Origin of the sequence: Mesorhizobium sp. M0011 (assembly GCF_040324155.1) — a bacterium.
Taxonomy (GTDB): domain Bacteria; phylum Pseudomonadota; class Alphaproteobacteria; order Rhizobiales; family Rhizobiaceae; genus Mesorhizobium.
Genome location: NZ_JAMYVQ010000060.1, coordinates 1 through 15,291, shown reverse-complemented (window position 1 = coordinate 15,291; position 15,291 = coordinate 1). Strand labels below are relative to the sequence as shown.

At 63.6% G+C, this 15,291-nt stretch carries 6 protein-coding genes; all 6 read left to right on the top strand.

Annotation, left to right across the window (positions count from 1 at the left end; translation table 11 throughout):
• The first annotated feature begins 88 nt into the window (after nt 1–88).
• The 6 genes from NKK51_RS31865 (at nt 89) to NKK51_RS31840 (ending at nt 14,979) form a co-directional block, all read left to right on the top strand.
• Nucleotides 89–11,386 (top strand): hypothetical protein, encoded by an 11,298-nt coding sequence (locus tag NKK51_RS31865; RefSeq protein ID WP_352556233.1) that lies wholly within the window; start codon nt 89–91, stop codon nt 11,384–11,386.
• A gap of 136 nt (nt 11,387–11,522) precedes the next feature.
• Nucleotides 11,523–12,026: a phage tail protein gene (locus tag NKK51_RS31860; protein WP_352556231.1), complete on the top strand. Its 504-nt coding sequence runs from the start codon at nt 11,523–11,525 to the stop codon at nt 12,024–12,026.
• Nucleotides 12,027–12,038: 12 nt separating this feature from the next.
• Complete coding sequence (locus NKK51_RS31855) at nt 12,039–12,542, top strand: phage tail protein (RefSeq protein ID WP_502895896.1); 504 nt, start codon at nt 12,039–12,041, stop codon at nt 12,540–12,542.
• A gap of 11 nt (nt 12,543–12,553) precedes the next feature.
• Entirely contained in the window at nt 12,554–13,078 is a 525-nt protein-coding gene (locus tag NKK51_RS31850; RefSeq protein WP_352556228.1) for a phage tail protein, read from the top strand.
• 29 nt (nt 13,079–13,107) lie between these two features.
• Entirely contained in the window at nt 13,108–14,424 is a 1,317-nt protein-coding gene (locus NKK51_RS31845; protein WP_352556226.1) for a DUF8189 domain-containing protein, read from the top strand.
• 18 nt (nt 14,425–14,442) lie between these two features.
• A complete protein-coding gene (locus tag NKK51_RS31840; RefSeq protein ID WP_352556235.1) occupies nt 14,443–14,979 on the top strand; it encodes a GNAT family N-acetyltransferase in 537 nt (178 codons plus the stop codon).
• The last annotated feature ends 312 nt before the right edge of the window (nt 14,980–15,291 follow it).

The following is a 15,291-nucleotide window of genomic DNA, read 5'->3' as shown; positions in this document are numbered from 1 at the left end:
CAATGCCGACTTCGGAATTTTATATTTCGCCGATGGGGGCCTCGCCGGGGCCGGCACGCTGGCCGACCCGACGACGCTGGACGACGCCGTGACCAAGTCGGGTGCGAACGGCTTTGTCGTCGCGCTTGGCGGCAACGGCAATCTGACGACCGGCGGCGTGACGCTCGCCAATGGCCAGACCGTCATCGGCGGCGGCGAAAGCGTCACCGCCAGGCTTTTCGGCGGCGGCACCAGCACCTTCAACCTGGGCGGCAGCGATGGCACGATCCAGGGCACCAACGTCGCCAACCCCGTCATCACGCTCGGCAACGGCAACACGCTCAACGGCATCACCATCACCGGCGGCGGCGACGGCATCTTCGGCAACAACATCACCGGCGCGACGCTGACCAATGTGACGGTCACCGGTGCGGGCGGCAACGGCGCCGACTTCACGGGCAGCTCGACCGGCATCACCGGCTCCAACTTCACCGCCACCGGCAACGGCCTCGACGGTCTGCACATCGACGGCGACGGCACCTACAATTTCACCGGCACGACGCTGCTGCAGGGCAATCTCGACGACGGTCTCGATATCACCGGCAAGGGCACCTACACCTTCGCCACCGTCAATGCGCAGGACAATACCGACCGCGGCATCACCGTGCAGGGCACCTCGACCGGCGGGACGTTCACCACCACCGGCGGCACAATATCGGGCAATGGCGGCACCGCCGTCTTCATCGATCCGATCACCGCTCATGTGGTGCTGGACTCGATCAGCCAGAGCGGCGGCACGTCGGGTGTCGTGCTCGAGAATGTCGCGGGCAGCTTCACGGTCAACGGTGCGACGACGATCTCCAACACGACCGGACCAGCGATCGCCATTTCGGATTCGCCGGCGACGATCCGCTTCGGCGACATCAGCATCACCAACCCCGGCGCCGACGGCATCTCGTTTGCCGGCGTCAATGCGGCGGTGGTCGCCGGCAACATCGTCATCTCCGGACTGGGTGTCGGCACCGGCCTCGACTTCTCCGGATCCAGGACCAATTTCACCGCGCAGTCGCTCAACATCACCGGCACCGGTGCTGCCGGCTCGATCGGCATCGACCTGACCTCACCGAGTGTTGGCGGGGCGGTCATCACCATCACCGATGGCGGCGTCATCACCAATGTCGATACCGGCGTGCGGCTGGGCATAGCCGGCACGCTGGGGGCCACGGCCAACGCCGAATTTACCTTCGGCGGCGATTCCAGCTCCATCTCCGGCATCACCGCCTCGCTCGATGCGCGCGGGCTCAATGAGGGCAGCGGCCACTACGCCTTCGGCACGACACAGTTTACCGGCCTGCAACTTTACGATCTGCGCAACTATATCTTCGTCGCGGCCGGGGCTTCGGGCGGCGGCACGTCGATCACCGACCTCGCCTCGATCGATTATGCCGACAGCATTACCGCCAGCGACGCCATCATTGTGCTGGTCAACCGCGGGACAATCGACGACGCCACCGGCTTCTCGCTGAGCGACGGACAGGAACTGGCCTCGTTCGGCAACGGCCGCGAGTTCTCGCTCGGCGGGGTGCCGTTGAATGTCACCGGCACCAACGTCCATCATGACGAATCCATCTCGGATTCCGCGGGCGCGGCAACGCTGACCAGTTCCGGCGGCGGCGATGTCGTGACGCTGGGCAACGGCAACACGTTGCTCGATTTCAATATTTCCGGTGGCGCCGCTGCCGGCATACACGGCCTGGGCATCAATGGCCTGACCGTCCAAGGCGTGACGGTCAGCAATGTCGCTACCGGCCTCTTCCTCGATGGAGTGACCGGTACGGTCTCGGTCGACGACCTGACCGTCCAGACCGCATCTCAAACCGGCATTGCGCTTGTTGGTTCGAGCGCGACCGTCAATTTCACCGGCAACACCAAGATCACCAACGCCACCAGTGCCGCGCTGTCCACCAACAATTTCGACGGCATCGCCACCTTCGACGATCTCGACATCACCGGCGGCGGCGTAGGCATAGGCATCGTCGGCGGTTCCAGCGGAACCTTGACCTTCGGGGTCGGGAGTTCCATCGCCAACACGAGCAGCAACGCCTTCTCCATCAGCAACTCGACGCCCAACGTCACCTACAACGGCACCATCAACCAGACCGCTGCTACCAGCGCGGTGACGATCTCTGGCATGAGCGGCGGCAGCGCCACGTTCGGCGGAGCGATCACCGCCAGCACCGCCACCGCCTTCGCGATCAACCTGAGTGGCAACACCGGCGGCACAATCAAATTCACCGGCGGGCTGGATCTGACCACGACGATCGGCACCGGCTTCAGCGCCACCGGGGGCGGCACGATCACAGTCGCGGCCGCAGGCACGGAGCAGATCACCACCGGCACCGGCCACGCGATCTATCTCGACGGCGTCACCATCGGCACCGGCGGCATGGCGTTCGACAGCATCACGACAGGCGTCGTGGCAGCCACAGCGCTCAATTTCAATGCCGTCTCGGGCGGCCAGTTCCTGGGTGGCAATGTCACTATCGGTGGCACCGGTGCCGGCATCAACGGCGTTGCAATCAACGATTCGTCATCGACCTTCACCATCACCAATTTGGTGACGACCAATGTCGCGGGCACCGATGTCAGCCTGACCAACAACACGGGCTCGATCACGATCCTCGGTGGCACCATCACTAATTCGGGCGTTGGCGACGGTGTCGTCGTTTCCGGTGGCAGCGCGACAATCGGTGTAGCGGCCAACATCTCCAGCTCGGCAACCGTGCCAGGCACGGCGGTCAAGGTCGACGGCACCACCGGCGGCTCGGTGACCTTCAGCGGCAGCATCACCTCGACCGGCACCGGCAATCTTTTCGCGATCGGCTCGTCGCTGCCCCCGGTCGGCGGCGCGATCAGCTTCATCGGCTCGACGCTGTCTGCGACGGGCGGCGGTGGTGCCGTCGTCACCGGCCTTGCCGGCACCGCGACGCTGAACGTCACAGCTCCGCTGTCGATCACCGGCGCGACGGCCACCGGCCTGGCCGTCGCCAATGTCGCCAGCACCGCATCGGCGACCTTCGGGGCGGTGACCGTGTCGGGCGCCACGGGCAATGGCATCGACATCACCAACAATGCCGGCGCAGTTACCTTCGGCACTACCAGCGTGACGATGGGTTCGACCGTCGGTCCAGCCGGCATCAACTTCGCCCTGACCAATGCCGATGTCACATTTGGAACAACCAATGTGACGATGGGCTCCGGTGCCAACCAGACCGGCATCGACTTCAGCGGTTCGTCAACGATAGCCGATTTCGGCGTGACGACGATCACCGGCACCGACGACCTGACCTCGCGCGGCATCGACCTGTCGTCGACCATCGGCAACAAGACCATCACCTTCCTGCAGGGCTCCAGCATCTCGAAGGTCGGCGTCGGCGTCGAACTGTCGTCCGGCGGCACAACGGCGACGTCGGCCAACGCCAATTTCACCTTTGGCGACGGCAATGCGGGCGACGGGCTGGAATCCTTCATCAGCGCGGCCAGTGGCGGCTACACGGTCAACACGATCGGGCTCGATCCGACGCTCGGCAATTATGATTTCGACGATGTCGCCTTCACCGGCAGCGCCAATCTGGCCAGCGCGGTCGGCGGGGTCGTCATGATTTCCCAGGACGGTGGTGTGATCGCTGCCGGCACCAACGGGCTCAGCGCCGCGGTGACCACGGTCACGGCCGCCCAGGCCGATGCCATGACCGGCACACTGACCTTCGCCTTTGTCGGCACGGTCGATCTGAGCGCCACGCCGTTCACGCTCGATTCGGGCCAGTCGATCGCCGGCTTCGGCAACGGCAGTTCGATCATCACCTCCGGCACCATCCAGCCAATCAATGTCCAGGGCAATCTCGGCGCCACCGGCGGCAACGTCACCGGCAATGAGGGCGTGGTCAAGAGCACGGGCGGCGATACCTTGCAGCTGCTCGGCAGCAACCAGGTGCGCGACACCGCGTTCGACTTCAGCGGCGGCAGCGGTTCGGTCTTCCTTGTCGACCAAGGTACGATCGTCGACAATGCCGGCGGCATCTTCATCGAAGGCGTCACGATCACCAACGTCGCCGCGGGCCAGACCGCGTTCAAGGTCGTCGGCCTCGACAGCAATTTGTCGATCACAGACAACAACATCAACGTTGCCGGCACGCTGCTCGACGTCGATGGCGGCGCCGGCAACATCACGGTCACGCGCGGCACCTTGCCCAACAGCGGATCGGCTGGCACGCTGACCGGCGGCGGCATCTCGATCGCCAACCGCAGCGGCGGCACGGTCGATTTCACCGACAAGGTGACGGTCAACGGCAATGGCGTCTCGCTGACAGGCAATGCCGGCTCCACGATCACCTTCGCCGATGTCGACATCACCACGAACGGCGTGACAGCGTTCAGCGCCACCGGCGGCGGCACGGTCAATGTCGTGACCGGCACGATCAACGCCACCAACGCGCAGGCGGCGGCGCTCGACGGCATCACGGCCGGTATCAACTTCGCCTCGACAAGTGCCACATTCGCTTCCGGCAGCGGCGTCAACCTGCAGAACCTCAGCGGCACGGCAAGCCTCGGCACCGGTACGCTGACCAACACCGGTTCGGGCACGTCGTTCAATGTCGGCTCGGGGACCGCAGGCAGCGGCGGCAACGCGACGATTTCCTATGGCGGCACGATCGCCAGCAACGGCACGGGCGCCGCGGTGTCGATCCAGAGCATGACCGGCGGCTCGGTGACGCTGTCGGGCAATCTCACCGATACCAATGCGGCAGCCGGCGGCAACATCGTCGTTGCCGGCAACGACGCGGCCGCGATCACCTTCTCGGGCACCAGCAAGGTGATCAGCTCGGGCGCGACGGACGGCGTGAGCTTGGGTATCATTGGCAATTACGCTTCAGCCGTCCCGGCACTCAATACCAACAGCACGATCGACTTCACCAATGGTGGCCTTGCTATAACGACAATGACCGGGGCGGGCTTCGTCGCAATTGGCGATTTAGGCCCGGCTGGCGCAACCTCCACCATCATTACCGTCACCGGCGCCGGCAACAAGATCAATGCCGGCAGCGACGGACTTGTGGTGTATGGTGCCAATGTCGGCAGCGCCGGCATTACCTTCGACAGCATCTCGGCGGACTCCACGATCCCTGCCCTTCCCGGCGACCCCGGCGGTGCCGGCGTGACGCTGTTGGGCGCCAATCTCGTCGGGGATGTCAACATCGGCGGCCTGAGGGATACTGGATACACCGGCGCCTGGCTGTACGCCCTGAGTGGCACCGGGGAGGTCAACTTCACCGGCACGATCGATCTCGACGTCCAATATGCCGGGTTCGATATCGGCGGTCCCGAGGTTGGCACCGTCAACATCGCCAATGTCGCCGGATCCACCCTGACCATCGATGGCGGCCAGTTCGGCATCATACAGAGCTCGCAGGGCGGGACCGTCAACGTCGGCGTCAACGGCAGCGCCAGCATCACGAACACCACCCTCTCGGCTATCAGCCTCGGCGGCGGCAATGACCTGGCCTTCACCACGCTGACCTACAAAGGTTCGATCACGGTCGGTGCGGGATCGGTGATAAGCGCCAGCGGCGATGCGACCCGTCTGAACATGAGCGGTTCCGTCGTTTCCACCACGTCATCGACGGCCTTCGACTTCTTTGGCCATGCCGAAGGCATATACGATATTTCGAGCACCATCGATCACAGCGGTGGCGAGGGTGTCGCCATCGGCGGCTCGGCCAACGGCACGGTCACCTTCTCTGGTACGTCGAAGATATTCAACACCGGCGCCAACGATGCCATCGTCAAGGCACCGTCGTACGTGATGGACCCGCAGACCAAGGGCACGCTCAACTTCACCAATGGCGGCCTCGTCATCACCACCAGCAGCGGCGCCGGCTTCACCGCCAGCACCTTTGGCCCCGGCACGATCAGCGTCACCGGCGACGGCAACACCATCACCACCGGCACGGGCACGGCGCTGAAGCTTGGCGACGCGACGGCGGTCGTCGCCGGGGCGAAAGGCGCGACGGTCGGCGCCGGTGGTATCAAGTTCGATACGATTTCGACCAACGGTGCTGCGACCGGCATATCGCTCAACAATGTCAGCGGCGGCACCCTCAATCTCGGCGCGGTCGACCTGCAGGGAGTCACCACGACCGGCGTCCAGGTCTCTGGCACGCTCGGCTCGACGCTGAATTTCGCCGGCCTGACCATCGGGCTCAATGCCGCCAATGCGGTCGGCCTCGACCTCAACGGCGCGGCGCTCGGCGCGAGCAACATCACCGCGGACGATTTCGATGTAGCCGGCGGCGGCTTCGCTGGCACGATCGGAATCGACATGGCCGGCACCACCGGCACGGGCACCATCCAGCTCGGCGACACCGTCAACAACAATCCGGCCGGCCAGAAATCGACTATCGCCAATGTCGGCTATGGCGTGCAGTTCTCCAGCACCACCAACGCCAGGCTGGTGTTCGGCGACGGCGCCGGCCCGGCCGAGTCGTCGATCGCAACCACCGGCGGCCAGGTCATCCACACCACCGATAGTTTGCCGACCAATGGCGACTACAATTTCAACGACGTCAATTTCACCGGCGACGTTTCCAACCTGTCATCGATCAGCGTCTACTACGTCACCGAAGGCGGCACCGGCGACGGCAGCCTCGCCAATCCGGGCAGTTACGCGGGCGCACAGGCTTCCACGGCCAACGTCGTGGTGCTGATCGACAAGAACGTCAACGGCGCCCAGGAAACCATCGACCTGAGTGGCACCACGTTCAACCTCGATGACGGGCAGGTGCTGCTCGCCTTCAAGAGCGGCGACGCGGCGGTCGATGTTTCGCAGCTCGGTGTCGACACCAGCAGCGGCGCCTCCGCCGCGTTCCACTTCACCACGGTGCAGAATTCGCCGATCATTTCGGCGCCGGGCGGCATCGACACGCTGCGGCCGGTCCTGCAGAGCAACAACGCCACGCAGGTCATCAACCTGGCGACATCAGGCAGCGGCATCTTCGCGGGCGGCATCCAGAACCTGATCGTCAGCAATCTCGGTTCCGGTGCGGGCGTTGCCGTCAACGCCACCGGCGCCTCCAGTTTCTTCGTCAGGAACAACACCATCGCCGCCGGCGGCAACGCGCTCGATTTCTCCACCACGGGAGCTCCGGCCAATACGCTTCTGCTGTCGATTGACGGCAACACGCTGCAATCGACCGGCTCCGGCCTCGCAGCGTCCTTCGCCGGTCAGAACATCAATGCGACCGACAATTCAATTGCGATCAGGTCATTTGCCGGCAACAAGGTGACCGGCGGCGCCGGCAGTGGCGGCATCGCCTTCAACAATGTCCGCTTCGATTCCGACGGCGCCGGCGGCACGGTCAGTGCCGGCACGCTCGGCATCGGTAACCCAGGCGCTCGCGTGCAGGGCAATGGCCTCAGTTTCACCAACACCAGCGGTACCCTTGATCTGGGCACGCTCAGCCTTGCCAACAATGGCGGCACCGGTGTCATCGCCAACACCAAAACCACCAATTTCACGCTGAACAACAGCGGTGGCGTGGTCACCACCAACAACGGCGCGGCATTCGATCTCGATCCGCTGACCGTCAACATGACGTTTGCCACCGTCAGCGCCCTAGGCGGCGCCAGCGGCATCATCTTCGACGGCGTCGCCGGGACCTTCACCGTCACCGGCGGGACAAGCATCACCAACACGACGGGCTTCGGCATCGATGCCATCAACACCAACACTGGCACCTTCAACTTCAACACGGTGACGGTGAACAATGTCACCGTCCCCAACACAGGCGGCGGCATCCGAGTCCAGACCGGCACGCTCAACGTCACCGGTCTCGCCAACATCGACACGACCAGCGGCGTTGGTCTCTGGCAGGCCGGCGGCACAACCAGCTTCACCAATGGCGTCACCATCGACACCACCGCCGGCACCGGCATTCTCGCCACCGGCGGCACGATGGGCATCACCGCTACGGCTGCCGCCCAGACGGTGAACGCAACCGGCGGCACAGCGATCAATCTCTCCGGTGTTGCCGCCACCATCGCGCTCGATTCGACCTCGTCGGCCGGCGGCGTCAACAATGTTAGCCTGACCAATGTCAGCGGAGCGCTCAATCTCGGCACCGGCGCGCTCAGCGGCGCGACGGGCGCGTCGTTCAATGTCGTCGGCGGTACGGCTGCCGTGAGCTATTCGGGCACGGTCAACAATTCGGGCGCATTCAGTCCGGCGCTGAATGTCCAGAGCCGGCTTGCCGGCGCCGGCCTCGTCGCCCTGAGCGGCAATCTGACGGCCAGCGGGCTGGGCGTATCGCTGAACAACAATGCAGGCGGCACGGTGACGGTGTCCGGCGCCTCGAACAGCTTTACCGGTGGGGGCACCGGCATATCGATCACCGCCAACACCGGCGGCACCTACAACATCAGCGGCGCCAGCTACGCCATCGGCATGAGCGGCGGCGGGCTTGGCGTCGATATTGCCGGCAACAGCGCCCCGGTGACGGTCAATTTCAACGGCGGCGGGCTGGCGATCGTGACCTCGGCAGGCGCCGGCTTCAATGCCACGGGCTCCGGCACGGTCAGCGTCACCGGCGTGGGCAACTCCATCGCCACGGGCACCGGTGTGGCGATGAACCTGAGCGGCGTCACCGTCGCGGCCACCGGCATGAATTTTTCCTCGACCAGCAACGGCGCCGGCGGCAACAGCGCCGTCGTCCTCACCAACGTCATCGGGTCGGGGACGATCAATCTCGGCGCCGGCTCGCTGGTCGGCGGCAGCGCGGCAACCATCGCTGTCAGCGGCGGCACCGCCAACCTCAACTATACCGGCAATGTCAGTCAGTCGAACAATGCCACCCTGGTCAGCGTCGCGGGCGGCCACAGCGGCACGCTCAACTTCGCCACCGGCGCGCTGTCGGCGACGAACGGCACCGGCCTGCAGTTCGACAATGCGGACGGCATCTACAGTTTCGTCGGCACGACGACGCTGAATGGCGGCAATGCCAGCGTCGACATCCTCAACGGCTCGGGCGGCACGTTCAATTTCGGCACCGGCACCTCGATCATCAGCCCAAGCGGCACCGCGTTCAATGTCAATGGCGGCACCGCCACCGTCACCTATGCCGGCACGATCACGCAAGCCACCACCGGCCAGCGCATGATCGTCGTCTCCGACACCGCCGGCGGTTCGGTGAATTTCACCACTGCCGTGGCGAACGGGCTCAACGACACCGGCGGCACCGGCATTGTGATCGACGGGGCGGCGGGCAGCGTCACCGTCAACAATGCCAGCCTGACGGGCACGGCCGGCATCACCATTCTCGGCGATTCGCTGAACAACGCGACCGGCACCTACACCTTCAACAATGTCGCCATCCAGACCGACGCGGGGGCTGCGAACAATGCCTTTGTCGTCGACGGCGATCAGGGCACGCCAGGCAATGACGACGTCAGCGCGGTCGTCAACCTGAACAATGTCGACATCACCAACCCCGGCGGCAATGTCGCAAATATCCGCGGCATGGCCGGCGGTTTAATCAATTTCGACAGCGCCAGCACGATCACTCGCAGCGATGGCGGGCTGGGCATTGCCGTGCTCAGCAACGCCGGCGGCACGATCAACTTCGGCGGCGCGGTCAAGACGCTCTCGACCGGTGTTAATGCCGCCGTCATCCTGACCAGCAACCCCGGCGCGACCATCAACTTCACCAATGGCGGGCTGATTATCAACACAACGAGCGGCGGCGGCTTCAGCGCCACGGGCGGCGGCACGGTGACGGTGCAGGGCACCGGCAACACGATCGCGTCCGGCACAGGCACGGCGCTCAACGTCGTCAACACGACGATCGGCGGTTCCGGCGTGACGTTCCAGAGCATTTCGGCCAACGGTGGCACCAACGGTATCGTCCTCAACAATACGGGCAGTGGCGGCCTGACGGTGACCGGCATTGGCACGACGGAGGGTTCCGGCGGCACCATCACGGGCACAGTGCAAGGCGCGGTGTTCACGTCGACGAGCAATCTCTCGCTCTCGAACATGAACTTCACCAATGCCAACAGCGGCAACGGCACGTTGAACAATGTCGACGGCCCGACATTCAACAGCGCGGCTCAGGCCGCCATCAACATGAGCAGCGTTTCGACGGTCAGTTTCACCAATCTGAATTTAAATGGCGGCGTCCAGGTCGGCATCAATGGCCAGAACGTCTCGAACCTGACGATTGCCAACACCACGGTGACCGGCTTCGGCGACGCGGTCTTTGAAGGCGACATGCGGTTCTACAACCTTACCGGCACCGCATCGATCACCAATTCCACATTTAGCTTCGCGGCCGGCGATCTCTCCGCCGGCGACAATCTGGTTGACATCCGCAACGGCACGGGCACCAGTCTGACGCTGAACATCAGCGGCAGCACGTTCAGCAACACCAAGGACTCCTCATTCGGCGCGCAAGGTCTCAACTTCGAAGCCTTCGGCACCGCCAACGCGACGCTCAACATCCTGAACAGCAGCTTCCTGAGCTTGAAGACGTCCGGCGTCGAAGCCTTTGCGCGCGACACCTCGACGCTGAATGTCAACATCGGCGACGGCACGGTCGCCAATGGCAATACGTTCGACCCGCAAGCCGCCCTCAGCGGAGCCGGCCGCGCCATCGGCCTCAACGCCGAGGACACCGCGCACCTGAACTTTAAGATCCTCAACAACAAGAAGATCTATGGCAAAGGCGGCCCGGTCATCAACGTCTTCGGCATCAACAATGCCGTCATCATGGGCCGCATCAACAGCAATGCCGACATCCAGGGCGGCGGCGTCGGCTCGGCGGGCTCGGCGATCTTCATCCATCCGGAAGATGCCTCGACCGGCATCATCGAGATCATCGGCAACACGATCACCAAGTCCGGCAACGATCCGGCTATCTTCGCGACGCCGCACGGCGACGGCGCCGGTCCGAGCACGGACAATGGTTCGCTGGATTTGACGATCATGAACAACAACATCACGCTTTCGGGCACCGGTGTGGCGGGCAGTGGCGCGGTCGGCATCGATGTGCGCGCGGGTTCCAATGCCGGCGACCTTACAAACACCTATCTGAACATCAGCAGCAACACAGTGACTCTGGCTCAGCCAGCCGACGACATCGCCTTCCTGGCACGCATAGGCAGCACTACGTCGCACCTGTATTTCCAGAACTTTGTAGGCGGCGCGAACAACCAGGCGATCGCCACCGCCATCTGGAATGCCGGCGGCAACACGCCGGCCGGTTCGGTGTTTTCCTTCGACGCCGGCGGTGCGCCGGCTTATGCCGCGATACCTGGCGGGCACAATGGCGGGCTGGTCCTCGTGCCAACTAACTGATTCCGACTGGAAATACTTATGAAGAATTAGGTATGTCCATTGGCAATAAAGCGATCTAAATTTTCTTGGCGATTTCTGTCGACTTGCTAATGCAGTCGCCGTAAGGTCAGTACAAGCAGTTTGGGGGAGAGGACTTATGTCTGAGCCGTTCTTGTCGGAAATCAGAATCATGTCGTTCGTGTTCGCGCCAAAAGGCTGGGCACTCTGTAACGGGCAGCTCCTGCCCATCAACCAGAACCAGGCACTTTTTTCGCTGCTCGGCACCACCTTTGGCGGCGATGGTCGGGTGAATTTCGCACTTCCCGATTATCGTGGACGCATGCCAATTCATGTCGGCGGCGGCCATACGTTGGGCGAGCGCGGCGGCGAGCAGGCCCACACGCTGTCGATCGCGGAAATGCCCACGCATGTCCACGCCGCCAACGCATCGTCTGTCACGGGCGCGACCAATCTTCCGGCCAACAACCTGCTTGGCAACAGTGCGCCAAACACCCTCTATGGTCCGGTGCAGAACCTCGGCGCCATGGTTGCCGGCACTGTCACCGATATCGGCGGCAGTCAGGCGCATCTCAATATGCAGCCTTTCCTGGCATTGACTTTCTGCATTGCCCTGCAGGGCATTTTCCCATCGCCGAATTGAGGAAACGCGACCATGGCACAACCCTATGTTGGCGAGATTCGCATGTTCGCCGGCAATTTTGCGCCGGCCGGCTGGATGTTCTGCGAGGGACAGTTGCTGCCGATCTCCGAGAACGAGACACTTTTCCAACTGATAGGCACAACCTATGGCGGCGATGGCGAGAGCACCTTCGCGCTGCCCGACTTGCGTGGCCGCCTTCCCATCCATCAGGGCAACGGGTTCATCCTGGCCGAGACGGGGGGCGCGGAGGAAATCACGCTGACAATCCAGCAGATTCCGGCGCATACCCACGCCCTGATGGCCTCGAACGACGTCGCCAATCAGCCCAACCCCAGCCAAAGTGTCATTGGTAGGTCAGGGCAGGTCAATGCGTTCATCAACGGCGGCCCATCGGTGGCAATGAGCACCCAGTTTCTCGGTAGCCGCGGCGGCAGCCAGCCACACAGCAATTTCCAGCCCTATCTGTGCGTCGACTTCATCATCTCGCTGTTCGGCATATTTCCTTCGCCGACTTAAAGAGGACCGTCATGGCCGATCCGTTCGTCGCCGAAATCCGTATCTTTCCGTTCAATTTCGCGCCCACGGGCTGGGCTTGGTGTGACGGTCAATTGCTGCCGCTGTCACAGAACACCGCGCTGTTCTCGTTACTCGGCACCACCTATGGCGGCAACGGCAAGTCCAACTTCGCCTTGCCGGATTTGCAAGGCCGTGCGCCGATGCACCCGGGGCAGGGGCCGGGCCTGTCGCTGCATGATCTCGGCGAAACCGGCGGTTCTGAAACGGTGTCTCTGCTGGAGTCCGAGATGCCGATGCATGCGCATTTCGTCCAGGCCGCTCCTTCGATCGTCAGCGGGGACAGCAACATCGCTCCCGGTAATGCGTTCGCCAAGTCGAGCCAGGGAAATGTATATGTCGCGCCAGGCAGCATAGTGTCGCTGTCGGACCAGACAATAGCGCCCGCCGGCGGCGACCAGCCGCACAACAATTTGCAGCCCTACCTCACCTGTTATTTCTGCATCGCGCTGCAAGGCGTCTTCCCACCAAGAACCTGAATTCCGAGCCAACAGGCAGGATCGATATCATGGCCAAGAAAGCAGAACCAAAGTCGAAAGCCCCTGCAGCCAAGACGCCGGCGCCGAAAGCGGCTGCCAGGGCCAGCGCCCGCCCGGCGCCGTCCAGCCCTCCACCCATTTACCAGCACAAGCCGGCCGGCGCGTCGTTTTTCGAACTTTCGCGGCTGATGGTGGTGGGGATCGATTCTGCGAAGGGGCAGTTGATCCAGAAGGCGCAGCTTTCGCCGAACGGGCCATGGCCCTCGGCCTGGTCGTTCATCGCGCCCGGCGCCTGGATGATCATGACGGCGGGCCTCACCAAGGACGGCCGTGTCGCCGTGGTCGCGCAGCCATCGGGAACCACCAATCTGTCCTTCATCACCGAAGACGCCAACCAGATCGGCCCGGTCGAGAAATGGACCGCGCCGATGAGCATCGGCACGCCGCCCGGCGCCACCTCCTATCAGAAGCTTTCGATGGCGCGCGATGCCGACGGCCGCATCGAGGTCTTCGTCACCGACAATCAGGGCCGCATCTGGTGGATCTACCAGAATCCGGACCAGATCGTGCAGGTGCAGAAAACCATCACGCCGCCGGGCACGACGACACCGATCGTCGTCACCGTCGACGTGCTGACGCCGCCGGCCAAACCGTGGAGCGACTGGATCCAGATCCCCGGCGGGCTGGTGACGGTTTCGGCGATACGCCAAGGCGACGGCCGCATCGCCCTGTTCGGCATCAATTCGAACCTGCATCTCTATCGCTGCCAGCAGGCGAAGGCGCAGGCCCTGAAGGCCGCCGACTGGACGGGTTGGGTGCAGATCGACACGACCCAGACAGGTGGCTTCATCGAGATGGCGCCGGTCGTCGGCCCGCTGGGCGCCACCAATTTGTTCGCCCTGACCCAGAACGGCCAGGTGCTGCACACGCGCCAGATGCCCGCCGGATCGGATACGTGGACGCAGTGGGCGACACCCGGCTACTCCAGGGCGCCCAACCAGGCGCTTGCCGCCGGCATCCAGGGCGACGGCGATATCGTGCTGGTCGCCGCCGACCAGCAGCACTTCCTCCAATTCAACGCGCAATGGGATGCCTACACCCAAAACTGGTCGGGATGGCGCGATTTCGGCGCATCCCTTCGCTCGACGCGCCTGACGCTCAACTACAATGCCGATGGCCGGCTCGCTTTGTTCAGCCTGGCGCTCATGCCGGACGGCACCAACGGGCTGTGGACGATCAACCAGATGGGCATCGACAGTTCCGAGTGGGAGTATAGCTGGACGTCGCTGACCGACAACAATCTCAAGCAGATCGTCGTCGTGCGCGACCTGACGCCGCCGGTCTGACGGTTGATTTACGCCAGCGTGGCGCAAGCGAAGCAGGCCCGTCCGGTCTGGTCCCGGTCTGACACGGCCGGGCTCCGCTTTCGTGCGGCAGTGGACGCGGACATGCCGTTCCTGTCGCGGCTCTATGCCTCGACCCGCTTCGAAGAACTCGCGGTGACGTCGTGGAGCGAGGCGCAGAAGACCGAATTCCTCGGCATGCAGTTCCAGGCCCAGCACGCGCATTACCGAAAACACTATCCCGAGGCCGACTGGCTGGTGGTGGAACGCGATAGCGAAGACATCGGCCGCCTCTATGTCGAGCGCTGGCCAAGCCAGCACCGCATCATCGACATTGCCTTCCTGCCGCATCATCGCCGCAAGGGCTACGGCACCGCACTGCTCTGTGACCTCATCGACGAGGCATGGTTAGCCGGCAAATCAGCATCGATCCATGTCGAGAAGCACAATCCGGCGAGACGGCTTTATGTCGCGCTGGGCTTCGCGGTCGTCGAGGACAAGGGCGTCTACGACCTGATGGCCTGTGCGCCGCCGGGGAGCGGGGCGGCTGGTTTGTGACGGCGAGCATCGCAAGCGGCGGCTCTCACCAGCTTCGTCATCCTAGGGCGGAGCAAGGAGCGGAGCGACGCGGCGCAGACCCTAGGATCCATGCCGCGACCTTTGTCCAAGATTGCTGCGCTTCAAGAAGGGCCTCGGACAGCCTGGGTGCACGAGCCGGCAGTAAAACAGCATTGCACCGTTGTCGCGCTCGAAAGTCGCGGCATGGATCCTAGAGCGATTCCTATTTTGAGAGAATCGTAGGATTCCCAAAGCCGGATGTTTGTGATTCAAGATGCTGGCTGGATTGGAGGCCAGCATCTGATGACGCGA